This is a genomic window from Paracoccus sp. NBH48 (genome assembly GCF_015390265.1).
In the GTDB taxonomy this organism is placed as follows: domain Bacteria; phylum Pseudomonadota; class Alphaproteobacteria; order Rhodobacterales; family Rhodobacteraceae; genus Paracoccus; species Paracoccus marcusii.
On sequence record NZ_VUOJ01000001.1, the window covers coordinates 404,555 to 429,892 of the forward strand.

Annotated in this window: 19 protein-coding genes, 1 tRNA gene and 4 pseudogenes; 15 read left to right on the forward strand and 9 right to left on the reverse strand. The window is 68.4% G+C overall.

Translation table 11 applies throughout. The annotated features are described in order from the left end of the window. Nucleotides 1-234: 234 nt before the first annotated feature. On the forward strand, nucleotides 235-1,809 hold the full coding sequence (locus F1642_RS01950) for a gamma-glutamyltransferase (RefSeq protein WP_194885327.1): 1,575 nt from the start codon (nucleotides 235-237) through the stop codon (nucleotides 1,807-1,809). Nucleotides 1,810-1,887: 78 nt separating this feature from the next. Here the strand turns inward: F1642_RS01950 and F1642_RS01955 are convergent. Then, nucleotides 1,888-1,962: transfer RNA gene (locus F1642_RS01955), tRNA-Thr, on the reverse strand. Between the two features lie 137 nt (nucleotides 1,963-2,099). Here F1642_RS01955 and F1642_RS01960 point away from each other — a divergent pair. From F1642_RS01960 to F1642_RS01985, 6 genes are all read left to right on the forward strand, one after another. Next, nucleotides 2,100-2,270, forward strand: coding sequence for a hypothetical protein (locus F1642_RS01960; protein ID WP_194885328.1), 171 nt, complete (start codon nucleotides 2,100-2,102; stop codon nucleotides 2,268-2,270). After that, on the forward strand, nucleotides 2,270-3,541 hold the full coding sequence (gene murA / locus F1642_RS01965; protein WP_194885329.1) for a UDP-N-acetylglucosamine 1-carboxyvinyltransferase: 1,272 nt from the start codon (nucleotides 2,270-2,272) through the stop codon (nucleotides 3,539-3,541). Before F1642_RS01960 ends, murA begins: the two co-directional genes overlap by 1 nt. A gap of 3 nt (nucleotides 3,542-3,544) precedes the next feature. Continuing rightward, on the forward strand, nucleotides 3,545-4,021 hold the full coding sequence (locus F1642_RS01970) for a DUF2948 family protein (RefSeq protein WP_045999462.1): 477 nt from the start codon (nucleotides 3,545-3,547) through the stop codon (nucleotides 4,019-4,021). Nucleotides 4,022-4,137: 116 nt separating this feature from the next. Further along, on the forward strand, nucleotides 4,138-5,451 hold the full coding sequence (gene hisD, locus F1642_RS01975) for a histidinol dehydrogenase (RefSeq protein WP_194885330.1): 1,314 nt from the start codon (nucleotides 4,138-4,140) through the stop codon (nucleotides 5,449-5,451). Continuing rightward, on the forward strand, nucleotides 5,448-5,927 hold the full coding sequence (locus tag F1642_RS01980; RefSeq protein ID WP_045999461.1) for a UPF0262 family protein: 480 nt from the start codon (nucleotides 5,448-5,450) through the stop codon (nucleotides 5,925-5,927). Before hisD ends, F1642_RS01980 begins: the two co-directional genes overlap by 4 nt. Nucleotides 5,928-5,931: 4 nt before the next feature. Continuing rightward, nucleotides 5,932-6,396 carry a low molecular weight phosphatase family protein gene (locus tag F1642_RS01985; RefSeq protein ID WP_045999460.1) on the forward strand — a complete coding sequence of 155 codons (465 nt, stop codon included), beginning with the start codon at nucleotides 5,932-5,934 and terminating at the stop codon, nucleotides 6,394-6,396. On the opposite strand, the gene F1642_RS01990 is transcribed toward F1642_RS01985, so the two are convergent. After that, nucleotides 6,393-6,635 (reverse strand): DUF1127 domain-containing protein, encoded by a 243-nt coding sequence (locus F1642_RS01990; protein ID WP_127898244.1) that lies wholly within the window; start codon nucleotides 6,633-6,635, stop codon nucleotides 6,393-6,395. The genes F1642_RS01985 and F1642_RS01990 overlap by 4 nt on opposite strands. Before the next feature lie 134 nt (nucleotides 6,636-6,769). On the opposite strand from F1642_RS01990, the gene F1642_RS01995 reads away from it, so the two are divergent. After that, complete coding sequence (locus F1642_RS01995) at nucleotides 6,770-7,636, forward strand: LysR family transcriptional regulator (protein ID WP_194885331.1); 867 nt, start codon at nucleotides 6,770-6,772, stop codon at nucleotides 7,634-7,636. A gap of 4 nt (nucleotides 7,637-7,640) precedes the next feature. On the opposite strand, the gene edd is transcribed toward F1642_RS01995, so the two are convergent. Beyond that, nucleotides 7,641-9,443 (reverse strand): phosphogluconate dehydratase, encoded by a 1,803-nt coding sequence (edd, locus tag F1642_RS02000; protein ID WP_194885332.1) that lies wholly within the window; start codon nucleotides 9,441-9,443, stop codon nucleotides 7,641-7,643. A 122-nt stretch (nucleotides 9,444-9,565) separates the two neighbouring features. Here edd and F1642_RS02005 point away from each other — a divergent pair. From F1642_RS02005 to ftsY, 6 genes and pseudogenes are all read left to right on the forward strand, one after another. Then, nucleotides 9,566-10,800, forward strand: a pseudogene (locus tag F1642_RS02005) (RSP_2647 family RNA methyltransferase). 14 nt (nucleotides 10,801-10,814) lie between these two features. Further along, nucleotides 10,815-11,339 (forward strand): annotated as a pseudogene (locus tag F1642_RS02010) (RSP_2648 family PIN domain-containing protein); the annotation flags it as partial. Nucleotides 11,340-11,399: 60 nt separating this feature from the next. Next, on the forward strand, nucleotides 11,400-12,845 hold the full coding sequence (gene zwf / locus F1642_RS02015; protein WP_045999456.1) for a glucose-6-phosphate dehydrogenase: 1,446 nt from the start codon (nucleotides 11,400-11,402) through the stop codon (nucleotides 12,843-12,845). A gap of 2 nt (nucleotides 12,846-12,847) precedes the next feature. Further along, nucleotides 12,848-13,519 carry a 6-phosphogluconolactonase gene (pgl, locus tag F1642_RS02020; RefSeq protein WP_194885474.1) on the forward strand — a complete coding sequence of 224 codons (672 nt, stop codon included), beginning with the start codon at nucleotides 12,848-12,850 and terminating at the stop codon, nucleotides 13,517-13,519. Nucleotides 13,520-13,528: 9 nt separating this feature from the next. Next, nucleotides 13,529-15,127, forward strand: a complete 1,599-nt coding sequence (gene pgi, locus F1642_RS02025) for a glucose-6-phosphate isomerase (RefSeq protein WP_194885334.1) — start codon at nucleotides 13,529-13,531, stop codon at nucleotides 15,125-15,127. 107 nt (nucleotides 15,128-15,234) lie between these two features. Next, nucleotides 15,235-16,242 (forward strand): signal recognition particle-docking protein FtsY, encoded by a 1,008-nt coding sequence (gene ftsY / locus F1642_RS02030; RefSeq protein WP_139597430.1) that lies wholly within the window; start codon nucleotides 15,235-15,237, stop codon nucleotides 16,240-16,242. Here ftsY and F1642_RS02035 read toward each other — a convergent pair. Then, nucleotides 16,239-17,351, reverse strand: coding sequence for a Hint domain-containing protein (locus F1642_RS02035; protein ID WP_194885335.1), 1,113 nt, complete (start codon nucleotides 17,349-17,351; stop codon nucleotides 16,239-16,241). The genes ftsY and F1642_RS02035 overlap by 4 nt on opposite strands. Nucleotides 17,352-17,478: 127 nt before the next feature. Beyond that, nucleotides 17,479-18,459, reverse strand: a complete 981-nt coding sequence (locus tag F1642_RS02040) for a GlxA family transcriptional regulator (RefSeq protein WP_045999452.1) — start codon at nucleotides 18,457-18,459, stop codon at nucleotides 17,479-17,481. A 148-nt stretch (nucleotides 18,460-18,607) separates the two neighbouring features. Here F1642_RS02040 and F1642_RS02045 point away from each other — a divergent pair. Next, nucleotides 18,608-20,015 (forward strand): annotated as a pseudogene (locus F1642_RS02045) (class II 3-deoxy-7-phosphoheptulonate synthase). Between the two features lie 32 nt (nucleotides 20,016-20,047). On the opposite strand, the pseudogene F1642_RS02050 reads toward F1642_RS02045, so the two are convergent. The 4 genes and pseudogenes from F1642_RS02050 to F1642_RS02065 form a co-directional block, all read right to left on the reverse strand. Further along, nucleotides 20,048-20,919 (reverse strand): annotated as a pseudogene (locus tag F1642_RS02050) (lysophospholipid acyltransferase family protein). Next, entirely contained in the window at nucleotides 20,919-21,839 is a 921-nt protein-coding gene (locus F1642_RS02055; RefSeq protein WP_194885336.1) for a DMT family transporter, read from the reverse strand. The pseudogene F1642_RS02050 and the gene F1642_RS02055 overlap by 1 nt, the downstream one beginning before the upstream one ends. An 85-nt stretch (nucleotides 21,840-21,924) precedes the next feature. After that, complete coding sequence (gene tkt, locus F1642_RS02060) at nucleotides 21,925-23,943, reverse strand: transketolase (protein ID WP_194885337.1); 2,019 nt, start codon at nucleotides 23,941-23,943, stop codon at nucleotides 21,925-21,927. 72 nt (nucleotides 23,944-24,015) lie between these two features. Then, the gene (locus F1642_RS02065; protein WP_045999448.1) at nucleotides 24,016-25,338 is read right to left on the reverse strand and encodes an HlyC/CorC family transporter; all 1,323 of its coding nucleotides are present in this window, start codon (nucleotides 25,336-25,338) and stop codon (nucleotides 24,016-24,018) included.

Sequence of the window (25,338 nt, forward strand, 5' to 3'; positions counted from 1 at the left end):
CGGCCCGTGCGCTGCGACCGGCGCTGATGATGCAGCCCTGATGCGTCGGCCTGTACGGAGGAGGATCGTCGGATGGCCGTTCCGTCGTGAACGACCGGTGCCGACTTAACCGGACGACCGGCGGTGTCAAGTTTGCACATGTCGGGCGGCCCGCCCTTGCATGACGCTGCCCGACGCGCTCAGGTGGGGCGGGGCGTCCCCCCGCAGCCGATGTCGATCACGGAAGGCCAGGCCATGTCGAATTTCTCCAGAACGCAACGCATCCGCAAGGAGGTCGTCTGGACCGATGGCGGCGTCGTCGCCGCGCAGCATCGCAGGGCGGCCGAGGTCGGCGCCGCGGTCCTGGCCGCCGGGGGCGACGCGATGGACGCGGCGGTCGCGACGTCCTTTGCGGTGGGCGTGGTCGAGCCGTGGATGTCGGGTCCGATGGGCGGCGGCATGATGACCCTGTGGCGCGCGGGTGAACAGCGGGCCGAGACGATCGAGTTCGGGATGCGCGCACCCGCGGGCCTTGACGTCGCCGACTATCCGCTGGAGCCGGGGCGGCAGGCGGCGGACCTGTTTCCCTGGACGCGCGTCAGGGACGACCGCAACATCTATGGCGCGACCTCTGTCGCAGTGCCGGGCACGGTCGCCGGGATGGCGCTGGCCCATCGGCAGTACGGGACGCGCGACTGGGGCGATCTGCTGGCCCCCGCCGTGGCCTTGGCAGAGGAGGGGATGCTGCTCGACTGGTATTCGTCGCTGTTGATCGCGTCCGCGGCGCGCCAGCTGGCGCAGGACCCCGATGCGGCGGCGCTGTTCCTGGTGGACGGGCAATGGCCCGACATCGCCGGTTGGACCACGGCCTCGGCCGCGCGCCTGGATCAGCGCGTCCATGCGGCCACCCTGCGCCGGCTGGCCGATCATGGTGCCCAGGATTTTTATCACGGCGACATCGGCCGGATGCTGGTCGACGACGTGCGCGCCAAGGGCGGCAGCCTGTCGATGGAGGATCTGCGCAGCTATCAGGCAGAGGCCCGTGCGCCCCGGACGGTCCACTATCGCGATGCCGTCATCCACGCGCCATCGGGTCTGTCCGCGGGGGCCGAACTGGTCACGGCCCTGCAGCAGATGCAGGCGGCCTTCGATCCCGGTGATGCGCCGTCGGCGGCCAGCTATGCCGCGCTGGCGTCAGGCCTGGGCGATGCTTATCGCGACCGGCTGGCCCATGCGGGCGACACAGGCGAAAGCCCGCGCGCCCCGGCCTGCACCACCAGCTTCAGCGTCGTGGACCGGCACGGCAACATGGTGAACGTCACCCAGACCCTGCTGTCGATGTTCGGCAGCCATGTCGTGTCCGGGCAGACCGGGATGCTGCTGAACAACGGCATCATGTGGTTCGACCCCGAGCAGGGTCGACCGAATTCGCTGGCGCCGGGCAAGCGGTGCCTGATGAACGTCTGTCCCACCGTCGGGCAGGTGGGCGACCGGATGTTTGCCATCGGCGCGTCGGGCGGGCGCAAGATCCTGCCCGCGGTGGCCAACCTGGTCAGCTTCATGGTTGATTTCGGGATGGACCTGGAACAGGCGTTCCACACGCCGCGCATCGATGCCTCCGCCGCGACAGGCACGGTCATGGACAAGGATCTGCCGCAGGACGTGGCGCAGGCGCTGGCCGCCCTAGGCCCCATGACGACCGCCCGGCGAACGGTCCATCCCTATGCCTTCGCCGTGCCCGCGGGCGTGATGCGCCAGGCGGGCCGGAACTGCGGCGCGACCGAGATCATGAGCCCCTGGGGCGACGCCGTCTGCGAAGCGGACGTGTGATCGCCAAGCGTCATCCGCAGCATTTGCGGGTGACGCAACAACCCTGCGGCGCGGGATCTGGGTGCATTTGTGGGTGAATGGTGCTGTGAGAGAGGATTGAACTCTCGACCTCACCCTTACCAAGGGTGTGCTCTACCACTGAGCTACCACAGCAACGTGAGGGGGCGTTTAGACAAAGGTTTCGACCCCTGCAAGGGGGTCCGAACGATTTTTCGGGATTTTGGCGATTGATCGCGCGCGGCGTGTGCGTTTGCTGGACGTGCGGCCCGCGCGGCGCTAACAGGACTGCCATGACCGACCGACGCAATGACAAGCCAAGCCCCGACAGCCGCGAGGAACGCCTGCGAAAGGCGCTGCGCGCGAATCTGGCACGGCGCAAGGAACAGGCGCGGGCGCGGGCGGATCGGGACGACAACAAGACTGCCCCGGATGCGGGCGGCGAGACAGGCAAGGACAGCTGATGGACCAGATCATCGTCACGGGGAACGGCCCGCTTCACGGGGAAATCCCCATCGCGGGTGCCAAGAACGCCTGCCTGACGCTGATGCCCGCGACGCTGCTGACCGATCAGCCGCTGACGCTGACCAATGCGCCGCGCCTGTCCGACATCCGCACCATGACCGCGCTGCTGGGCTCGCTTGGGGCCGAGGTCGCCAGCCTTCAGGAGGGCCAGGTTCTGGCGCTGTCCAGCCATGCGATGGCCAGCCACCGGGCGGAATACGACATCGTGCGCAAGATGCGTGCCTCGATCCTGGTGCTGGGGCCGATGCTGGCGCGGGACGGCGTGGCCGAGGTGTCGCTACCCGGCGGCTGCGCGATCGGGGCGCGGCCCGTGGACCTGCACCTGCGCGCGCTGGAGGCGATGGGGGCAACGCTGGACCTGTGCGAGGGCTATGTCCACGCCAAGGCACCGGCGGGGGGCCTGAAGGGCGCGGTCTTCGACTTCCCGGTCGTGTCGGTGGGCGCGACGGAAAACGCGCTGATGGCCGCGACGCTGGCGCGCGGCACGACCGTCCTTAAGAACGCCGCGCGCGAGCCCGAGATCGTCGATCTGGCCCGCTGCCTGCGTGCGATGGGCGCCCAGATCGAGGGCGAGGGGACGGGGACCATCACCATCCAGGGCGTGCAGGCACTGCATGGCGCGACGCATCCGGTGGTGACCGACCGGATCGAACTGGGAACCTATATGCTGGCGCCCGCCATGTGCGGCGGCGAGGTCGAGCTGCTGGGCGGCCGGATCGAGCTGCTGGCGGCCTTCTGCGAGAAGCTGGACGAGGCCGGGATCAGCGTCGAGGAAACCGAGCGCGGGCTCAAGGTCGCGCGCAGGAACGGCCGCGTGCGCGCCGTCGATGTTCGGACCGAGCCCTTCCCCGGGTTCCCCACCGACCTGCAGGCGCAGTTCATGGCCTTGATGTGCCTGGCCGAGGGCACGTCGGTGCTGGAGGAGACGATCTTCGAGAACCGCTTCATGCATGCGCCCGAACTGGCCCGCATGGGCGCGCAGATCGAGGTTCACGGCGGCCATGCGACCGTCACCGGGGTCGAGAAGCTGCGCGGGGCGCCGGTGATGGCCACCGACCTGCGCGCCTCGGTCAGCCTGATCCTGGCGGGGATGGCCGCGCAGGGGCAGACGACCGTCAGCCGCGTCTATCACCTGGATCGGGGTTACGAACATGTCGTGCGCAAGCTGCGCGGCGTGGGTGCCCATATCGAACGCGTCAAGGAGGAGTGATCCATGGCAGAGGATGCCCGTTTCGCCGATGCCGACCCCCGGCCGCTGGCCCTGAGGGCCGAGGACGAGGCCGACCTGCGCATCCTGTCGTCGCTGGTCCAGGATGCGGTGCTGACAGGCGCCGACATCAGCCATGATGCCAAGGCGCGGCGGCTGTCGCTGCTGATCACGCGCTTTCGGTGGGAGGATGCCGCGGACGCCCGGTTGCAGAACCGCGAATTCGAACGCGTGCGTTCGGTGCTGGTCATCAGCGACGTGATGCGCGTCGTCAGCGACGGCGTCGGGCACGACGGGGACACCGTCCTGTCGCTGCTGGCGATCCGCTGGCAGGCTGGAGAGGACGGGACAGGTCGCCTGTCGCTGGATTTCGCGGGGGACGGGACCATCCTGGCCGATGTGGAATGCATCAATCTGGACCTGCGCGACGTGACACGCCCGCATCGGGCGGTGTCGGGCAAGGCACCGCGGCATCCTGACTAGGGCCGCTTCCGGGTCTTTGGGCAAGAACGAAGCCCGCGGCATCCTGTCCGCCCCCTGACGCTTGAGCCGGACGGGGGCGCAGGATAGGGGCGCGCGGGAACACGAAGGGAATGATGATGCCGGTCTTTCTGAACAGCACCGATGCCGATTTCGAACAGGGCTTCCGCGCGATGCTGGGTGCCAAGCGCGAGCATTCGTCGGACGTGAACGACGCGGTCACCGCCATCATCCGCGATGTCCGCGACCGCGGCGACGCGGCCCTGTGCGATCTGACGACCCGGTTCGACCGGCTGGACCTGACGCCCGCCACGCTGCGCTTCTCTCCCGAGGAGATCGCGGAGCAGGTGGCCCGCGTGACGCCCGAGGACCGCGCGGCCCTGGCCCTGGCGGCCGAGCGCATCCGCGCCTATCACGCCCGCCAGATGCCCGAGGATGCCAGCTGGACCGACCCCGAGGGCGCGACCCTGGGCTGGCGGTGGAGTGCCGTGTCGGCGGCGGGCCTCTATGTGCCGGGCGGGCAGGCGGCCTATCCCTCCAGCGTGCTGATGAACGCGATCCCGGCGCGGGTGGCGGGGGTGGAACGGCTGGTCATCTGCGTGCCGACGCCGGACGGGGTGATCAACCCGCTGGTCCTGCTGGCGGCGCAGCTGTCCGGCGTCGATGAGATCTATCGCATCGGCGGCGCGCAGGCGGTGGCGGCCATGGCCTACGGCACCGACACCATCGCGCCCGTCGACAAGATCACCGGGCCGGGCAATGCCTATGTCGCGGCGGCCAAGCGGCAGGTCTTTGGCCGGGTGGGCATCGACATGATCGCAGGCCCCTCCGAGGTGCTGGTGATCGCGGACGCGGACCAGAACCCCGAATGGCTGGCCTGGGATCTGCTGGCGCAGGCCGAGCATGACGCGGATGCGCAGTCGATCCTGATCACCACCGACCCCGCCATGGCCCGCGCGGTCGCGGCCGAGGTCGAGCGGATCATTCCGACGCTGGATCGCGCGGCCATCGCGGGGGCCAGCTGGCGCGATTACGGCACGCTGATCGTGGTGGAGGACCTGGATCACGCGGCGGCCCTGTCGAACCGCATCGCGCCCGAGCATCTGGAGCTCTGCGTGGCCGACCCCGAGGCGCTGGCGGCCAAATGCATCCATGCCGGCGCGATCTTTCTAGGCGCCCACACGCCCGAAGCGGTGGGCGACTATGTCAGCGGGCCGAATCACGTCCTTCCCACGGCGCGCTCGGCCCGGTTCAGTTCGGGCCTGTCGGTGATGGATTTCCTGAAACGCACCACCATGGCGCGGCTGACGCCGGGGGCATTGGCCGCGATCGGACCGGCCGCCGTGCGTCTGGCCGCATCGGAGGGCTTGCAGGCGCATGGCGCTTCGGTTCAGGCTCGGCTGGGGACCCTGAACGAAAGACCGCATGAATGACGCGCATCATCCGGATCGAGATCGACGACAGCGCCATCGCCCCGGCCACGCCGGAAATGGAGCAGGAGCGGCGCGTCGCCATCTTCGATCTGATCGAGGACAACAGCTTTGCTGTTCCCGGCCGCGACGGGGGCGCCGCGCCAGACGGGCCCTTCGTGCTGGAGCTGTGCATCCGCGAAGGGCGGCTGGTCTTCGACGTCACCGCCGAGGACGCGACCAAGGTGGCCGAGTTCCACCTGTCCCTTGGGCCGTTCCGGCAGGTGGTCAAGGACTACTTCCAGATCTGCCAAAGCTATTTCGACGCGGTCAAGCGCCTGCCCCCCGCCCAGATCGAGGCGATCGACATGGCCCGGCGCGGCATCCACAACGAAGGCGCGCGCACCCTGCAGGAGCGGCTGGAGGGCAAGGCCAGCCTGGACATCGACACCGCGCGCCGCCTGTTCACCCTGATCTGTGCGCTGATCCCGCAGGGCTAATCCGATGACGCAGGACAAGATCCCCTCATCGGTTCTGTTCTGCTGCGACCACAATTCCATCCGCTCGCCCATGGCCGAGGGGATGATGAAGAAGTTCTATGGCCGCGCGGCCTATGTCCAGTCTGCGGGCGTGAAGAACGACATGGAGGTCGACGGCTTCGCCATCGCCGTCTGCGACGAGATCGGCGTGCCGCTGGCCAACCACCGCAGCCGCAGCTTCGAGGAGATGCAGGACTGGGGCGACGACCTTGGCCAGTTCGACCTGATCGTGGCCCTGTCGCCGGCCAGCCAGCGGATGGCGCTGGAGATGACGCGTCATGCGCATCTGGACGTGGAATACTGGCCGATCATGGACCCGACCGGCCTTGCCGAAGGGCGCGAGGCGCGGCTGGCGGCCTATCGCCAGACCCGCGACCAGATCGAGACGCGGATGCGCGCCCGCTTCGGCCCGCCGCACGACCTGGCCTAGCAGCGGACGTCCCGGTCCTGGCGCCAATGAGCGGGCACGTCCCAGATGGGGCGGGACATCTCGGCGATCACGTCGTCGCGGGTCAGCCCGATGTCGCGCAGCTGGTCGTCGGACAGGCGCGACAGGTCGATCCGGGTGCGGCGTACATCGAACATGGTCAATACGCGTTCCACCCACCAGGGGCGGGGCAGGATGCCATGGCCGGTCACCACGCGCAGCAGGGCGTTCTTCTGGGTCATCGTTCAGACTCCTTGATTTAATGCATCAGCAGTGATGATGGATACGGTTTCGATCATCTTTCTAGTTGATGAATATCGTCCAAGGGGGTATTTGTGAAACGAATGGTTTTGATGTGATCCATCAGGGAAAATGGATGATGCGCAATCTGGATATCGCGACGCTGCGGTCCTTGCAGGCGGTCGCCGAATACGGTGCCGTCACCCGGGCGGCCGAGGCGCTGAACATGACGCAAAGCGCCCTGTCGATGCAGATGAAGCGGCTGGAGGAGGTGTTCGGCCGTCCCATGCTGGCCAAAGTCGGCCGCGGGGTCATCCTGTCGGATTTCGCGCAGGACCTGTTGGGCGAAAGCCGCAAGCTGGTGGCGCTGAACGATGCGATCCTGTCGCGCTATACCGGGCTGCAGCCCGAACAGAAGCTGCGCGTGGGTCTCAGCAGCGACTGGCTGTTCGCCAAGGTCGCCCAGACCGTGCGCGCCTTTCGCAAGGATTACCCGCAGGTCGAACTGGTCATGCGCGACGCCCGGACCAAGGACCTGCGGGCGCAGATGCGGCGGGGCGAACATGACGTCATCCTGACCACCGAATTCGAGGCGCCGGCGGGCGCGATCCATCTGGCCAAGGTCGATCTGGCCTGGGTGGGCGCCGTGGGCGGCAGCGCATGGCAGGACCGGCCGCTGGCGCTGGCGACATCGTCGCATTGCGCCTATTACCCCGCGGCCATCGCCGCGCTGGATGCGGCAGGCATCGGCTGGACCCACCCTGCCGGAGAGGGCGGGGACGAGAACTGGCACATCCTGGCCGCCGCCGATCTGGGCGTCACCGTGCGCCCGCGCGGCATTCCGCAGGCGGGGCTGGAGGATGTGGAACATGGCGGCGGGCTGCCGCCGCTGCCGCCGACCTGGTTGAACGTCTATGTGGCGGACGGCCCGGCGCGGCGGACGGCCTCGGATTTCGCGGGCTATCTGCGCCGCGTCGTCTGCGAGGTTGCCGCCGCCGCCTGACGGATCAGACCACCACGCCCGCGCCTTCGGTCGCAGGCCCGGCATTGGCGCGGAAGGCCGCGAACAGCTCGCGTCCCAGGCCCTCGTGGCTGCCCTTGGGGTCGAAGACGGCGGCATCGCGGATGTCGAAATCGGCCTCCAGGCATTCCAGCGTGCCGTTCGCCGCATCCAGCCGCACCCGGTCGCCATCGCGCAGCCGCGCCAGCGGACCGCCCATCGCCGCCTCGGGCGAGACGTGGATGGCGGCAGGCACCTTGCCCGATGCGCCCGACATGCGCCCGTCGGTGACCAGCGCGACCTTGAGGCCGCGGTCCTGCAGAACCGCCAGCGTAGGGGTCAGCGAATGCAGTTCCGGCATGCCGTTGGCGCGCGGCCCCTGAAAGCGGACGACGACGATCGTGTCCTCGGTGAACTCCCCGGCGCGGAAGGCGGTCTTGACCGATTCCTGGTCCTGGAACACGCGGGCGCGGGCCTCGATCAGGTGGCGTTCGGGGGCGACGGCGCTGATCTTGATGACGCCGCGGCCCAGGTTGCCCTGCAGCTGCTTCAGCCCGCCCGTGGCTGCGAACGGATCGCTGGCGGGGCGAAGGATGCGGTCGTTCAGCGTGGTGCGCGCGCCGTCCTCCCACCGGATGGCGTCGCCGTCCAGCTTGGGTTCGCGGACATAGCTGTCCAGCCCCGACCCCGTGATCGTCTTGACGTCCGGGTGCAGCAGGCCCGCCTCCAGCAGCTGCCCGATCATGTAGCCCAGGCCCCCCGCCGCGTGGAAATGGTTCACGTCGGCCAGCCCGTTGGGATAGACCCGCGCCATCAGCGGCACATTCTCCGACAGGTCGTGGAAATCGGCGATGTCGATGATGACGCCCGCAGCCCGCGCCATCGCCGGCAGGTGCAGGACCAGGTTCGTGGACCCGCCCGTGGCCATCAGGCCGACGATGCCGTTCACGAAGGCGCGTTCGTCCAGCACCTGACCGGCGGGAGTGTATTCGTTGCCCAGATTGGTGATCTGCGCCGCACGCTGGACCGCGGCCACGGTCAGCGCCTCGCGCAGCGGCGTGTTCGGGTTCACGAAGCTTGAGCCAGGCAGGTGCAGGCCCATGAACTCCATCAGCATCTGGTTGGTGTTCGCGGTGCCGTAGAAGGTGCAGGTGCCAGCCGAATGATAGCTGGCCATCTCGGCCTTCATCAGCTCGTCGCGGCCGACCTCTCCGGTGGCGAATTGCTGGCGGACCTTGGATTTCTCGTCATTGGGCAGGCCCGAGGGCATCGGACCCGCGGGGACGAAGACCGCCGGGATATGCCCGAAGGTCGCTGCCGAGATGATCAGGCCCGGCACGATCTTGTCGCAGACGCCCAGATACAGGGCCGAATCAAAGCAGTCATGCGACAGGGCCACCCCGGCGGCCAGGGCGATCACGTCGCGCGAGAACAGCGACAGCTCCATCCCCGGGCGGCCTTGCGTCACGCCGTCGCACATGGCCGGGACGCCGCCCGCGACCTGCACCGTTGCCCCCGCCGCGCGACCCGCGGCGCGGATCACGTCGGGATAGCGTTCAAAGGGCTGATGCGCCGACAGCATGTCGTTATAGGCCGTCACGATCCCGATATTGGGCTTTCGCGTCGTCGCCATGTCGACCTTGTCGTCCATCGCGGCATAGGCATGGGCCTGGTTGCCGCAGGACAGGTGCGCACGGGCCGGGCCGTCCTGCGCCGCACGGGCGATCTTGGCCAGATAGGCGCTGCGGCTGTCATGGGACCGCTCGCGGATGCGGTCGGTGACGCGGTCGATCATGGCGTGAAGGGTCATGGGTGCCTCCTCTGGCTTTGCGGCACTATACGCCGTTAGCGTTAACGGTTCAACCATTGGCGGTGGCCAGCCTTGTGCGCGGGGGTGGGAAATGTCAGATCGACCGCAAAAGGAGTTTTGCCATGAGCGAACTGCACAGCGACGACCAGACCGCCGGCCATCCCAACGATCGCGCCGTGATCCGGTTGCGCCCGAAATCCAAGCCGCAGGCGATCCGCCACGGCTTCCCCTGGGTCTTTGCCGACGAGGCGGTGCTGGACCGCCGCACCAAGGCGCTGCCCCCCGGCGGCCTGGCCGTGCTGGAGGATGCCGAGCGTCAGCCGCTGGCCCTGGTGACCGTGAACCCGGTCAGCAAGATCATCGCCCGCGTGATGGACACCGACCCGGGCGCGGTGATCGACGGCGCCTGGCTGCGCGCGCGCCTGACCCGCGCCCTGCAGATGCGCGAGCGGATCTATGACGAGCCCTTCTATCGTCTGGTCCATGCCGAGGCCGACGGTCTGCCGGGCCTGGTTATCGACCGCTTTGGCGACGCGGCCGTGATCCAGCCCAACGCGGCCTGGGCCGACGGCATGGCCGAGGACATCGCCGATGCGCTGATCGAGGTCGCGGGCGTCTCCACGGTCGTTCTGAACGGGCAGGGCCGGTCGCGGGGCCTGGAAGGTCTGGCCGAGCGGCTGGAGGTCATCCGTGGCGCGGCCCCATCCGGTCCGGTCCAGGTCCGCATGAACGGCGCGACCTATCTGGCCGACCTGCTGGGCGGGCAGAAGACGGGCCTGTTCTTCGACCAGCGCCCGAACCACGCCTTCGCGCAGCGGCTGGTGGATGGCGGCTCGGTCCTGGACGTGTTCAGCCATGTGGGGTGGTTTCGGCCTGGCGGCGTTGGCGGCGGGGGCCGACAGCGCGCTTTGCATCGACGGCAGCGCGCCTGCGCTGGAGCTGGCACGGGGCGGTGCGGCCGCCATGGGTGCCGCCGACCGGCTGGAGACGCAGCAGTCGGATGCCTTCAACGCGCTGGAGGCCCTGGCCGAACAGGGGCGGACCTTCGACGTGGTGGTCTGCGACCCGCCGGCCTTCGCGCCGTCGAAGCCCGCGCTGGAAAAGGGCCTGCGCGCCTATGAGCGGGTGGCCAAGATGGCCGCGCCGTTGGTCGCGCCGGGTGGCTATCTGGTCCTGTGCAGCTGTTCGCACGCCGCCGACCTGACCGCCTTCCGCAACGTCAGCGCGCGCGGCATCGGACGCGGCGGGCGGCGCGGGGGTGTTGATCCACACGGGTCAGGCCGGGCCCGACCATCCGACCCTGCCGCAGCTGGCCGAGACGGGCTACCTCAAGGCGCTGTTCTTCCGGCTGGACTGATGCGCGCCGTCTTGGACGCCAATGTGCTGTTCCCCACCATCCTGCGCGAGATCCTGACCGATCTGGCGCAGGCGGGGCTTTACCACGCGCTTTGGTCGGACCGCATCCTGGAGGAATGGCACCGCGCCGCCGCGCGCATCGGCCCTGATGCCGATAGCGTCGCGGGGGCCCAGATTGCGCTACTGCGCCTGCGCTTTCCGCAGGCGGTGCGGGCCGCTGACGGGCAGGCGGCGATCGACCTGGATTTTCCCGATCCTGCCGACCGCCATGTGGTCGAGACTGCCTTGGCCGGGGACGCATCGCTGATCGTCACCGCGAACCTGCGCGATTTTCCACAGCGGATGATGACCGGGCTGGGCCTGCGCGCCATCCATCCCGATGCGTTCCTGTTGGATCTACTGGCGCGCGACCGGCCGGCGGTCCTGTCCGCGCTGCAGGCCGCCCGCGACCGTGCGGAGGCGGCGGGCGGTGCCATGAGCATGGCCGAGATGCTGAAGCGCTGTCGGCTTCCGCGGCTGGCGCGTGCAGTGAAAGGTTGAACGGCATTGCTGTTATCGCTAACAAGGGGTAAGGCGGACGCCACCCAACAGGAGGACAGCATGGTCTCTCGTGTCATTCCGGTCGATGACTTCGACCTTGTGATCTTTGGCGCCACAGGCGATCTGGCCCATCGCAAGATCCTGCCCGGTCTCTACCGGCGCTTCAAGGCGGGACAGTTCCCGGCCACCAGCCAGATCATCGGTGCCGCGCGCACCGACCAGGACGACGACGCCTTCCGCGCCGAGGCGTCCAAGGCCATCTGCGAATTCGCGGGCGCCAAGGCGGACGACCCGCAGCTGGCCGAGTTTCTGGGCCTGCTGGGCTATGTCTCCATCGATGCCAAGGGCGAGGGCGGCTGGCAGGCGCTGAAGGACCGGATGCGCAAGGGCGCGGTCCATGCGTTCTATTTCTCGGTCGCGCCGGCGCTGTTCGGCGACATCGCCGAGCGACTGGCGGGCCACGGCATCGCCGATGACGACAGCCGCATCGTGGTCGAAAAGCCGTTCGGCCGCGACCTGGCCAGCGCCAAGGCGCTGAACGCCACGCTGGCGCAGCATTTCAACGAACAGCAGATCTATCGGATCGACCATTACCTGGGCAAGGAAACCGTCCAGAACCTGATGGCGGTGCGCTTTGCCAACGTGCTGTTCGAACCGCTGTGGAATGCGCAATACGTGGACCACGTCCAGATCACCGTGGCCGAGACCGTGGGCGTGGCCGGACGCGGCAGCTATTACGACAAGTCCGGCGCGATCCGGGACATGGTCCAGAACCACATGATGCAGCTTCTGTGCCTGATCGCGATGGAGCCGCCCTATCACTTCGACCCTGACGCCGTGCGCGACGAAAAGCTGAAGGTGATCCGCGCGCTGGAGCCGCTGGAGCCCGCCGACATCGTCCGCGGTCAGTATCAGGGCGAGGGCAGCGACTATCTGACCGACGCCGAGGACCCCGATTCGCGGACCGAAAGCTATGTCGCGATGAAGGTGCGGATTTCCAACTGGCGCTGGCAGGGCACGCCCTTCTATCTACGCACCGGAAAGAAGCTGCGCGCGCGGACCAGCGAGATCGCGATCACCTTCAAGGAGCCGCCGCATTCGATCTTTGACGACAGCGGCCATCCCAAGGCCAACGAGCTGGTCATCCGCCTGCAGCCGAACGAGGGCATGAACCTCAAGGTGATGATCAAGGAGCCGGGGCCGGGCGGCATGCGCCTGGTGCAGGTGCCGCTGGACATGTCCTTTGCCGATGCCCTGGGGCCGGAGGGCGCGGACATGCCCGACGCCTATGAGCGGCTGATCATGGACGTGATCCGCGGCAACCAGACGCTGTTCATGCGCGGCGACGAGGTCGAGGCGGCCTGGGCCTGGACCGACCCGATCATCAAGTCCTGGGAGGAGGGCAAGCGCCGGCCCGAACCCTATGACAGCGGATCCTCGGGGCCCGAGGAGGCGTTGCGCCTGATGCACCGCGACAACCGTCGCTGGAGGGAGATCAGGGCATGAGCATGGATTTCAAGGAATACCCCGACCGCGAGATGCTGGCCCTGTCAGTCGCCGACCGCATCGCCTCGCAGCTGGCGCAGCATCTGCGTGGCAATGACCGCGCCACGCTGTGCGTGCCCGGCGGCACCTCTCCGGCGCCCGTGTTCGAGACGCTGTCGGGCACCGATCTGGACTGGTCCCGCGTCACCGTGGTCCTGGGCGACGAACGGTGGGTGGATGGGGATCACAAGCGGTCGAACTCTCGCCTGCTGCGGCGCCACCTGCTCAAGGACAAGGCGGCCGCGGCCGAGTATATCGACCTCTACACCGGCGACGCCTCCCCCGACCTGGCGACCGATGGCCTGGCACAGCGGCTGGCGCCGACCCTGCCGTTGACGGTGGTGCTGCTGGGCATGGGCAACGACATGCACACCGCCAGCCTGTTCCCCGGCGCCGATCACCTGGAGGCCGCGATGGCCGCAGGCGCGCCGCCCGTCATGGCCATCCGCGCCGATGGCGCCGAGGAGCCGCGCATCACCCTGACGCGACCGGTCCTGGCCGACGCGCTGAACATCCACGTCCTGATCATGGGCCCCGAAAAGCGCGAGGCGCTGGAGCGCGCGCAGAAGGCGGACCCGATGCAGGCGCCGATCCGCGCCTTTCTTGACCAGGCCACCGTCCACTGGGCCGAATGAGGAACTGACATGACCGCACTTTGGAACCGCCTCAAGGATCATCGCAAGGCCCAGGGGTCGGGCCGGATCGAGGCGCTGTTCGACGCCGACCGCGCCACCGATTACCGGGTGCAGGCGGACGGACTGACCTTCGACTATTCCAAGACGATGATCGACGCGGGCGCGCGTGATCTGCTGCTGGAACTAGCGGCCCCCGTGGCGGCCCGTCGCGACGCGATGTTCGCGGGCGAGAAGATTAACGAGACCGAAGGCCGCGCCGTCCTGCACACCGCGCTGCGCAACCTGCAGGGCAGCGTCACCGTCGACGGCCAGGACGTCATGCCCGCGGTGCGCGAGACGCATCAGCGCATGACCCGCTTTGCGACCCAGGTCCGCGACGGCGGATTTGCGGGGCAGGGCGGTCGCATCACCGACGTGGTCAATATCGGCATCGGCGGGTCCGACCTCGGCCCGGCCATGGCGGTGCTGGCGCTGGCGCCCTATCACGACGGGCCGCGCACGCATTTCGTCAGCAACGTAGACGGTGCCGACATCGCCGACACGCTGAAGGGGCTGGACCCGGCCACGACGCTGGTGACCGTCGCCTCCAAGACCTTCACCACCATCGAGACGATGACCAACGCCCAGACTGCCCGCGACTGGATGGCCGCCTCGGTCACCGATCCGGGTGCGCAGTTCGTGGCCTTGTCCACCGCCGCCGCCAAGGCCGCCGATTTCGGAATCGCCGAAGACCGTGTCTTCGGCTTCGAGGATTGGGTCGGCGGGCGCTATTCGGTCTGGGGCCCGATCGGACTGTCCCTGATGCTGGCCGTGGGGCCGCAGGCGTTCGACCAGTTCCTGGCCGGCGGCGCGGCGATGGACGCGCATTTCCGCACGGCCGAACCGGCGCAGAACCTGCCGGTGATGCTGGCCCTGACGGGCATCTGGCATCACCAGATCTGCGGCTATCCGACCCGCGCGGTGCTGCCTTATGACAACCGCCTGATGCGCCTTCCCGCCTATCTGCAGCAGCTGGAGATGGAATCGAACGGCAAGCGCGTGGCCATGGACGGCAGCGATCTGGAGGTCGTGTCGGGCCCCGTCGTCTGGGGCGAACCCGGCACGAACGGCCAGCACGCCTTCTATCAGCTGATCCACCAGGGGACGATGCCCGTCCCCTGCGAGTTCATCCTCGCGGCGCGCGGGCACGAGCCGGACCTGGCGCATCACCACATCCTGCTGGCGGCGAACTGCCTGGCGCAGTCCGAGGCGCTGATGCGCGGACGGTCGCTGGACGAGGCGCGCGCCCTGATGCAGGCCAAGGGCCTTGAGGGCGCCGAACTGGACCGTCAGGCCCGCCATCGCGTGTTCCCCGGCAACCGGCCTTCGACCACGCTGCTGATGGAGCAGCTGACCCCGTTCGCCTTGGGCCAGATCGTCGCGCTGTATGAACAGCGTGTCTTCGTCGAGGGCGTGATCCTGGGCATCAACAGCTTTGACCAGTGGGGGGTCGAACTGGGCAAGGAACTGGCCCTCAAGGTCGAACCGCTGCTGAAGGGAGAGGCCGCGCCCGGCCACGACCCCTCGACCGAGGCGCTGGCGGGGCTGATCCGGCAGATGCGCGGCTGACGCGCCCCCGAACCGTGGGACATCAAAGCCGCCCCGATCCGTCGGGGCGGCTTTTCCTTGGCGCCGCAAGCGGGTAGGGTCCGCCCGGCACAGCGAAAGGTCGGATCATGGCGTTCTTTACCAAACTGCGAGAGCGGCTGACGCGGTCCTCCTCCAAGATCGGGGCGGGGCTGGACGATATCGTCGGAGAGACCGCAACGGCTCCCGTCGCCCCCGCCGCGGCCCCCGAACCGTCGGGGCTGGTCGGGCGCCTGTTCGGCCGCGCCGAGGCGCAGGTCGAGGAGCCCCGCCGCGCCCTGGACGACGAGATGTTGGAGGAGCTGGAGGACATGCTGGTCCAGGCCGATCTGGGCGTCGAGACGGCCCTGCGCGTCACAGCCAACATCGCCGAGGGGCGCATGGGCCGGCGCATCTCCTCGACCGAGCTCAAACAGCTTCTGGCGACCGAGATCGGGCGCATCATGGCCCCGGTCGCCCGCCCCCTGCCGATCTATCCGAAGAAGCCGCAGGTGGTGCTGGTCGTGGGCGTCAACGGCGCGGGCAAGACGACCACCATCGGCAAGCTGGCCAGCCAGTTCCGCGCCGCGGGCAAGTCGGTGGTGATCGCCGCGGGCGACACGTTCCGCGCCGCGGCGGTCGAACAGCTGCAGGTCTGGGGGCAGCGGGCCGGCGTGCCGGTGATGGTCGCGCCGCAGGGCAGCGACCCGGCCAGCCTGGCATGGGACGCGATGGTCCGGGCCGAGGCCGATGGCGCCGACCTGCTGATGATCGACACCGCCGGCCGCCTGCAGAACCGCCAGGACCTGATGGAGGAGCTGGCCAAGATCGTCCGCGTGATCCGCAAGAAGGACCCCGACGCGCCGCACAACACCCTGCTGGTGCTGGACGCCACCACCGGCCAGAACGCCCTGAGCCAGGTCGAGACCTTCCGCAAGCTGGCCAATATCTCGGGACTGGTGATGACCAAGCTGGACGGCACGGCGCGCGGCGGCGTGCTGGTGGCCTTGGCCGACCGCTTCGGCCTGCCGATCCATGCGATCGGCGTCGGCGAACAGATCGACGACCTGGACGCCTTTGACGCGGACGAATTCGCCCGCGCCCTGGTCGGCCTCTAGGCGTCCAGCAGCGCCTTGCGGTTGCGGTCGTGCCGCTGCACCAGGCGCCGGGCGTGGCGACCCGACAGCAGCGGCCGCGCGGGCGTCAGCGCGCGTCCCGCCGTCAGCTGCCTGATCCGCCGGGCGTTCTGCGCCCCAAGGGCGCGCAGGGCGACGGGACCGGGCAGCAGGCTTTCCGCCCACGCACCCTCGGCCACCAGTACCTGATGATCGGCCAGCAGCACGTGCCAATAGGTGATGTCGCAACGCTCGCCCTGCACCGTGATGCCCGGCAGGCCCACCAGATGACGCGCCGCGACCAGAACCTCCGCCTTGCCGGTCATGCGCTCGGCGATGGGAGAGCGGATCAGCAGCCGATGCTGGGGCGACACGACCAGATCGCGCCCGGGCTGGCCGGGGCCCAGGGCATGGGCCGCGATCAGGATCGGCCGCTGGTCGGGACGCTGGTCCAGATCGCGGGCCTGCATCCGGCGATGACCGATCCACAGGACCGGCTGATATCCGTGGTCCATCGTCCGCAAAAGCGTGCCGGGACGCAGGTCCTGGACCCTGCACGGCCCGGATGCCGTCTGGATCAGCGTGTCCTGCGCAAAACAGGCCGACGCCGTGGGGGCAGGCCAGGGCTGGGCGTCGTCACCCGGCCCGAAGCTGCGAACGCCTGCATAGGTATAGCGCACCCCGGGGTCGAAGACCGGCTCGATCCCGTTGTCATCGGGAATGGGGAAGATCAGAAGCGACTGGCGGCCCCCGAATTCGGTGCCGGCGCCATAATGCTCGTAGCTGCGCGGATACATGACGACATAGCTGTCTTCCGCGTCAGAGGTGATGATCGAGGCGACGAAATTCGACATCTGCGTTCCCGCAGGGGTGATCTTTGCATTGTCCCCGTGACCAAAGACCGCGTCATGGACCAGAAGCTGGTCCGTCTCATCGTATGTATAGGTGCCGCTGCGGAACGCGTCGTCGTCATCGCTGATCACGATCGTACTGAGTACCGGATCGTTCATCACGATCGGCGCGCCGTTCGACCACGGGGCATCGGCCAGCAAGCCGATGCCGCCTGCCGGGATGACATTGCTGATCGTCAGGACCGTGATCGTATGTTCCATGGAAAACCCTTGTGCTGCCGGTCGAACGGACCCGGCAGTCACATGTCACCGGGCAGTACCGGACCCTAGGGCGACAATGGTTAACGCTTGGTTAACCGATTCAGGAAAAGTTAACGATTTCCGCAGCTCAGGCCGGGATCGACGCCGAGGTGCCGCGTTCGCGATAGGGCGTGCTGCCATATTGTGCACGATAGCATTTCGAGAAATGCGACGGGCTGGAAAACCCGGACGCCAGGGCAATCTCGATGATCGACATCTCGGTCTGCATCAGCAGGTTGCGGGCGCGGGAAAGCCGGGTCTCCATGTAGTACCGCTTGGGGCTGCGGTTCAGATAGCGGCGGAAGAGACGTTCCAGCTGCCGGGTGGACATGCCCGCGTCCAGCGCCAGCTGGGCGGGGCTGACCGGGTCCTCCAGGTTCGCCTCCATCCGCGCGATGACGGCGGCCAGGCGCGGATGGCGCACGCCGATGCGGGTGGGGATCGACAGGCGCTGGCTGTCCTGGTCGGTTCGGATCGCGGTATGCAGCATCTGGTCGGCCACGTCCGCGGCCAGCGCGTCCCCCTGCGCCAGCGCGATCAGGTGCAGCATCAGGTCGATCGAACTGGTTCCGCCCGCCGCGGTCAGCCTGTTGCCGTCATGGACGAAGACCGACCGGAACAGGTCGACCTCGGGGAAGGCTTCGGCCAGGCCGTCGTGGTTCTCCCAGTGGATGGTGGCCTTGCGGCCGTCCAGCAACCCGGCCTCGGCCAGGATCCAGGTGCCGGTGCAGACCGCCCCCATCGCCGCCCCGCCGCGCGCCTGCCGGCGCAGCCAGGCCAGCACCGGGCGCGTCGCCTCGCGCGCGATGTCGGTGCCGCCGCAGACGATCACGACCTCGTCCCGGCCGGGCGGGGGGGCGTCAAGGTCCAGTCCGCCGTCCAGCATCACCCGCGTCCCGTTCGAGCACGTCGCCACGTCGCCCCGCGGACCGACCAGGCGCCAGTCGAACAGCGTCTGCCCCGACGCGCGGTTTGCCAGCCGCAGGGGCTCGATCGCGGCCGTGAAGGGCAGCATGGTGAATCGATCCAGCAACAGGAAGGTGAAGCGTCGCGGTTTTTCGGATGGCATGGGGGCTATCTTTGCGTGCGGTTGCGCCCCGCACCCAAACAGCCTTTTGACGCCACGGCAAGGGGGCTTTCCGGAGGGCCGCGGCAGACCCTTTTCCTGCCGACTGTTAGCGTTTATACCGACGCGACATTTTCAAGGAGCGCAGGACATGACGCAGCAGACCCGCAAGACCGCCACCCAGGATTGGGACAAGGCCGGCTGGCGCGCCTATCCGCGCGTCCAGATGCCCGACTATACCGATCCCGCCGCGCTGGCGGGGGTGGAATCGCAGCTGCGCCGCTATCCCCCGCTGGTCTTTGCAGGAGAGGCGCGCCGCCTGCGCGCCCAGCTGGCGGATGCCGCCGCGGGCCGGGCCTTCCTGCTGCAGGGCGGCGACTGCGCCGAAAAGCTTCAGCGAATTCAGCGCCGACAACCTGCGCGACACCTTCAAGGTGCTGCTGCAGATGGCCGTGGTGCTGACCTGGGGCGCGCAGATGCCCGTGATCAAGGTCGGGCGCATGGCGGGCCAGTTCGCCAAGCCGCGCAGCGCGCCGACCGAGGTGATGGACGGGGTGGAGCTGCCCAGCTATCGCGGCGACATCATCAATGGGTTCGATTTCACCCCCGAGGCCCGCATTCCTGATCCGACGCGGATGCTGGCGGCCTATACCCAGGCGGCGGCGTCGCTGAACCTGCTGCGCGCCTTCTCGACCGGTGGTTTCGCGGACATGCACCGCGTGCAAAGCTGGATCGCCGATTTCGTGGGCGGCCCCGAGGCCGCGCGGTACCGCGACATCGCCGGCCGCATCGGCGATGCGATGGCCTTCATGCAGGCGGCGGGCGTCAATTCCGACACCGCGCACCAGCTGTCCAAGGTCGATTTCTATACCAGCCACGAAGCGCTGCTGCTGGAGTACGAAGAGGCCCTGGCCCGCATCGACAGCACCACCGGCCTGCCGGTGGCGGGGTCGGGCCACATGATCTGGATCGGCGACCGGACGCGTCAGCCTGACGGCGCGCATGTCGAGTTCTGCCGCGGGGTCCAGAATCCGATCGGCCTGAAATGCGGCCCGACGACCACGGCGGACGACCTCAAGGTGCTGATGGCCAAGCTGAACCCCGCCAACGAGGCAGGGCGCCTGACGCTGATCGCGCGCTTTGGTGCGGGCAAGGTGGGCGATCACCTGCCGCGCCTGATCCGCGCGGTGCAGGACGAAGGCGCGAACGTCGTCTGGTCCTGCGATCCGATGCACGGCAACGTCATCAAGTCGTCGACCGGCTACAAGACGCGTGCCTTCGATTCGATCCTGCGCGAGGTCCGCGAATTCTTCGGCGTCCACAAGGCCGAGGGCACGATCCCCGGCGGCGTGCATTTCGAGATGACCGGCAAGGACGTGACCGAATGCACCGGCGGCGTGCGCGCCGTCACGGACGAGGATCTGTCGGACCGCTATCACACTGCCTGCGATCCGCGCCTGAACGCCAGCCAGTCGCTGGAGCTGGCCTTCCTGGTCGCCGAGGAACTGCGCGCCCGGCGCGAGGACGCCGCGCCCGTGCGGACCGCTGCTGCCATCTGATCACGACAGGGCCCCGCCGATGCGGGGCCTTTTCATTTCCAGCGGCGGTGGACCCAGAAACCACTGGTCCATGTGGCGCCGCACCAGCATCTCCAGATCGTCGTTCAGTGCCTGCATCATCGCGCGGGAATCGCCATGCGCGATGGGCGCGCCGACATGGACCTTGAAGGACAGCCCGTCCGGCTGGCGGATGCCGCAGATCGGTACCAGCAGCGCGTCATAGCGGCGGGCCAGGTCCGCCGGCGTCATCACCGTCCGCGTGGGCAGGTCGAAGAACCGCAGCTCCGCCCCCTCGCGGTCGAACTGATCGAAACCCAGGGCCAGCCAGCCGCCACCCTTGAGAAACCGCAGCATCGCCGCCAATCCGGCCCGGCCGCGCGGGAACAGCGGCTCGGCGATGGCGGTGATGGCGGGGACGTAATGGCGGGTTGAACGCTTCGTTGTTCATGGGCCGGTACAGGGCGCCGACCGGCCAGCCGCGCGCGGCCAGCGCGGCCCGCATCGCGTCGTAATTGCCGAAATGCGCGCAGGCCAGGATCACCGGGCGATGGCTGTCCAGCGCCTCCTCCAGCGCGGCAAGGCCGGGGCCCTGCAGCGGATCGGCCGTGCGGATGCGATCCGTGAATTCATCGGCGGAATAGATCTCTGCCACCGACCGGCCCGCATTGTCGGGAACGGCGCGCACCAGCGCCTCGACCTCTGCCGGGGACAGGTCGGGGCGGGCCAGCGCCAGGTTGTCGCGGATGCGCCTGCGCCAGCCGGCGATGGGCGCGATCACATGCGAAAATACCCAGCCCATCGCCGGGATGCGGCGCGAATAGGGCAGCAGGCGTGCCAGCCCCATGATTGCCACGAACGCGCCGTTGGCCAGCCGGTCGGTTATCGTGGATCGGTCATCGCGCATCACGCCCCCTTGGCGGCCCGCGCCTCGCGCGACCAGACATACAGCCCCGCGGCCACGATAATGACCGCGCCGATGACGGTCCAGACATCCGGAAGCTGCCCGAAGAAGACGAACCCCCACAGCCCGGCCCAGATCAGCCCCGTATAGCCGAAGGGCGCCAGGGTCCCCGCCTCGGCCGCGCTGAACGCCTTGACCAGCAGGTACTGGCTGACCGTGCCGAACACCGCCAGCGCGGCGAATGCCCACAGATCGCTCGCGGCGATCGGCTGCCAGAACATCGGCACCACGATGCTGGAGGCGATGGTGCCCACGACGGCCGACCACAGCACCGAGGTCGCCACCGAATCGGTCCGCACGACGCGCGTCAGCAACGCCCCCGCGGCATAGGTGAAGGCCCCGGCCAGTGGCAGCAGCGCCGCAGGCTGGAATACGCCCAGTCCGGGGCGGATGATCAGCAGCGCACCGACCAGTGCCACCGCGATCCCCGCCAGCCGTCGCGGGCCGACCTTCTCACCCAGGAACAAGGCCCCCCCAAGCGTGATTAGGACCGGGTTCAGGTCCATGATCGCCGTCGCCTCGGCCAAGCCGATGTATTGCAGCGAGGTGAAGAACAGCCCGACCGACCCAAGCTGCATCATCGCCCGCGCGAACTGCATGCCCGGCTGGCGCGTGCGCAGCAAAGGCAGCATGGCCCCGCGAAAGATCAGCGCAAAGATCAGCAGGTTTCCGATGAACCGCGCCCAGATGACCTGCGCCGGATGATAGGTCTGCGTCAGGTGCTTGGCCGTCGCATCCATCAGCGTAAAACCCAGGATCGCCGCCAGCAGCAGCGCGATGCCCCGTGCCTGGTCCGATCCGGGCCGCCGCAATCCATCCCGCTCCCGACCCATCAGCGCGAATGCGCGCGCCAGGACGCGCATCAGAAGGCGCGGTCATGGGCGTTTGGGCAACGAAGACGCAGTTTGTCCTTTGCCCAAATACCCATCGCGACGGTCGGTCCGGGTATCACAGCAGCGCTTTCGCGCGCTCTGCGACAGCCTCGGCGGTGATGCCGAACTCCTTGTACAACTCGGGTGCAGGACCCGAGGCGCCGAACCCCTCCATGCCGACGAAGGCAGAGCGGTCCTCCTGGCCGCGCTCTCCCAGCAGCAGCCAGTCCCAAGGCTGGCGCACCGCGGCCTCGATCGCGATGCGCACGGTGTTCGCAGGCAGCACCTCGGCGCGATAGTCGCGCGGCTGGTCGCGGAACAGTTCCATCGAAGGGACGGACACGACGCGGGTCGGAATGCCCTGACCCTCCAGCGCATCGCGTGCGGCGACGGCGATCTCGACCTCCGATCCGGTGGCCATCAGTACGACCTTGGGCGTGGCCGAGGCCTCGCGCAGGACATAGGCGCCCTTGGCGGTCAGGTTCTCTCCGGTCTCCTGGCGCAGCAGCGGCAGGTTCTGGCGCGACAGGGCCAGGACCGACGGCGTCGCGTCCTGCGACAGGGCGATCTCCCAGGCTTCGGCGGTCTCGGTCTGATCGCAGGGGCGGAAGGTCAGCGTGTTGGGCGTGGCCCGGCAGATCGCCAGGTGCTCGACCGGCTGGTGGGTCGGGCCGTCCTCGCCCAGGCCGATGCTGTCATGGGTCATCACATAGACGACCGGCAGGCCCATCAGGGCCGACAGGCGCATCGCCCCGCGCGCATAGTCGGTAAAGGTCAGGAACGTCCCGCCATAGGGGCGGAACCCGCCATGCAGCCAGATGCCGTTCATCGCCGCCGCCATGCCGTGTTCGCGGATGCCGTAATGCAGATAGCGGCCCATGCGGTTTTCGGCGCTGAAGACGCCCTGGCCGCCGGTCTTGGTGTTGTTCGATCCGGTGAGGTCGGCCGATCCGCCGAAATTCTCGGGCATTTCGGCATTCAGCACCTCCAGCACGTTCTCGGAGGCCTTGCGGGTGGCGACCTTCGGCTTGGCCTCCAGCGTCTGGACCTTGAAGGCGTCGATGATCGCGTTCAGGCGCGGATGGACCTCGTTGCCGATGCGGCGGGCAAAGTCGTTGCGCGCCTCGTCGGACAGCGCGTCCACGCGGTCGTTCCACGCCGCGCGCTGCGCCGCACCGCGCTGGCCGATGGCCCGCCAGTCCGCGACGATCTGGTTGGGCAGGTGGAAGGGCTCATGGCTCCAGCCATAGGCCGCGCGGGTGGCCGCGATCTCGTCCGCGCCAAGCGGAGAGCCGTGGGCCTTGCTGCTGTCGGCCTTGTTCGGCGCGCCAAAGCCGATGATCGTCTTGCAGTCGACCAGCGTCGGGCGGCCGTCATCCTGCGCGGCTTGGCTCAGCGCGCGGTCGATGTCGGCGGCGTCATGGCCGTCGCAGGACAGGACCCGCCAGCCGGCGGCGGCAAAGCGGGCATGCTGGTCGGTCGCGTCCGACAGGCTGACGCGGCCGTCGATGGTGATGTCGTTGTTGTCCCACAGCACGATCAGGCGGCCCAGCTTCTGGTGCCCGGCCAGGGCGATGGCCTCGTGGCTGATACCCTCCATCAGGCAGCCGTCGCCGGCGATGACCCAGGTGCGGTGGTCGCACAGATCCGTGCCGAACTCGGCGCGCATCGCCTCCTCGGCGATGGCAAAGCCCACGGCGGTGGCGATGCCCTGGCCCAAGGGGCCGGTGGTCGTCTCGACCCCCTCGACATGGCCGTATTCCGGATGGCCCGCGGTGATCGCGCCCAGCTGGCGGAAGTTGCGCACCTGGTCCAGCGTCATCTGCTCATAGCCGGTCAGGTGCAGCAGGCTGTAGATCAGCATGGACCCGTGGCCCGCCGACAGGATGAACCGGTCGCGGTCGAACCAGTGCGGCGCGCTGGCGTCGAACTTCAGGTGGTTGCGGAACAGGACGGTGGCCACGTCCGCCATGCCCATCGGCATGCCGGGATGGCCGGAATTGGCGGCCTCGACCGCGTCCATGGACAGCACGCGGATCGCGCTGGCCAGGTTCCAATGAGCGGGGTCTGCGGTGCGGCGGGCGGCGATGTCCATGGATGTTCCTTGCGGCACGTGGGGTTGGCGCGTTGTTATGGGTTGGCACAGGCGGTTGCAAGCCGCCCCCGGTCAGCCGTCGGTGGCCGTGGGCAGGGGGCGGATGCGCAGCCGGGTGATGCGGTTCTCGCGCCGCGTGACGACCTCGAAACGATAGCCCGCGAAACTGAACACCTGTCCCTGTTCGGGGATCGACTGCGCCATGTGGATCACCAGGCCCGCGATGGTGTTGGCCTCGTCGTCGGGCAGGGTCCAGTCCAGCTGGCGGTTCAGGTCGCGGATGGTCATGCCGCCCTCGACCAGGTAATCGCCCTGGGCGTTGGGCTTGAGGGTCTGGTCCTCCTCAGTGTCGTGCTCGTCGGCGATCTCTCCGACGATCTCCTCGATGATGTCCTCCAGCGTGATCAGGCCGCGCAGCGATCCGTATTCGTCCACGACCAGCGCGAAATGCGTGCGCCGCTTCAGGAACTCGCGCATCTGCTCGTCCAGGACGCTGGTTTCGGGGACGAAATAGGGGGGCATCATCACCGCGGCCAGATCGAACCGCCGCGCGGCGCTGGCATCGCCCGCATCGCCGACGGCCCGGTTCACCGCGCGCAGCAGGTCCTTGGCGTGGATCACGCCCACGATGTTCTCGCGCTCCTCGCGATAGACGGGCAGGCGGGTGTGCGGGCTGGCCAGGACCAGTTCCAGGATCTTCTCGGGCGGCAGGTCGCCGTCGATCATCTGGATCTCCGAACGGTGGCGCATGATCTCCTCGACCGTGCGGTTGCCCAGGTCCAGCGCACCCAGCAGGCGGTCGCGGTCCTCCTTGTTCACCGCGCCCTGTGCGTGGCCCAGGGACAGCGCCCCCTCGATCTCCTCCTCCAGGGAAAACATGTGCTTGCCGGGATCGGTCTTCAGGCCGGCCACCGACAGCATGCCCCCCACGATCAGGCGCACGACGCTGACGATCGGGGACAGGATGACGGTCAGGATGCCGATGGGACGTGCCACCAGGCTTGCCACCTTTTCGGGGGCAGAGATGGCGTACGTCTTGGGCATCACCTCGGAGAAGATCAGCACCAGCACGGTCATCACCAGCGTGGCGATCGCCACGCCACCCGCGCCCAGCAGGCGCGTGAACAGCGCGGTCGCAAGGCTGGCGGCCAGGATGTTGACGACGTTGTTGCCCAACAGGATCGCCCCGATCAGCTTCTCGCTGTCGGCGGTCACGCGGACGGCGGCTTCGGCGCCGCTGTCGCCCCGATCGGCGCGGGCCCGCAGCTTGGCCTTGCTGGATGCGGTCAGCGCGGTCTCGGACCCCGAAAAGAAGGCCGACAGCATCAGGCAGATCAGGATCGCCGCGATGGTGACGACGGCCGCAAAGTCGAGCGCAGAGGTAAGTTGGTCCAT